Source organism: Paenibacillus sp. 2TAB26, assembly GCF_052115145.1.
Classification (GTDB): domain Bacteria; phylum Bacillota; class Bacilli; order Paenibacillales; family Paenibacillaceae; genus Pristimantibacillus.
In genome coordinates, this window is sequence record NZ_JBFRGC010000088.1 from 1 (window position 1) to 507 (window position 507).

General features: G+C 60.7%; 2 protein-coding genes. One reads left to right on the forward strand and one right to left on the reverse strand.

What is annotated here, in order from left to right; genetic code table 11:
* A partial coding sequence (locus AB4Z50_RS35970) for a hypothetical protein (protein WP_441887279.1) occupies nucleotides 1-205 on the reverse strand: 205 nt, incomplete at its 3' end.
* Nucleotides 206-284: 79 nt separating this feature from the next.
* Here AB4Z50_RS35970 and AB4Z50_RS35975 point away from each other — a divergent pair.
* Nucleotides 285-507, forward strand: a 223-nt coding sequence (locus AB4Z50_RS35975) for a hypothetical protein (protein WP_441887281.1), incomplete at its 3' end; no start/stop codon positions are given.

A 507-nucleotide genomic window follows, 5' to 3' on the forward strand; every position in this document is an offset into this window, starting at 1 on the left:
CCACTACAGTGCAAGGCAAGACCGCCTGCAGCGGTGGGAAAACTACTCCTGGTCCGATCGACGACGGTGCATCATCCGCGCCTTCGGCATCGTGAAGGGAAGTGGAACCTGGCCGGGCTGCGTCATGTCCTGGGGCAAGCGCCGGGTATGGCTGGACCCACTCCCGGGCACCCGGACACATGGACGCAGCGATTTCTCGATCCATGGTGGCTGGGTCGCCGGCTCGGCAGGCTGTATAGACCTGACCTCCGACATGCCTTCATTCGTTGATGCATTTCTAAAGTATGGAAAGGACATGGATGTCGTGGTTCGCTATTGAACGTGGTTGTCGCATCCTCTGGTCCGTGCTGCTGGTCGTTCTTTTCCTAAGCGTGTGCGCGGACCTCGCGACGGTCGCCGGCATTCCGCACCCTGCTGACGACAACGGCCCGCCCCTCTGGCGGATCCAGGGATTCCCCAACCTTCGCGCATACTTCGAATCGAGCGGGGAACAGATCTTCCTGCTTC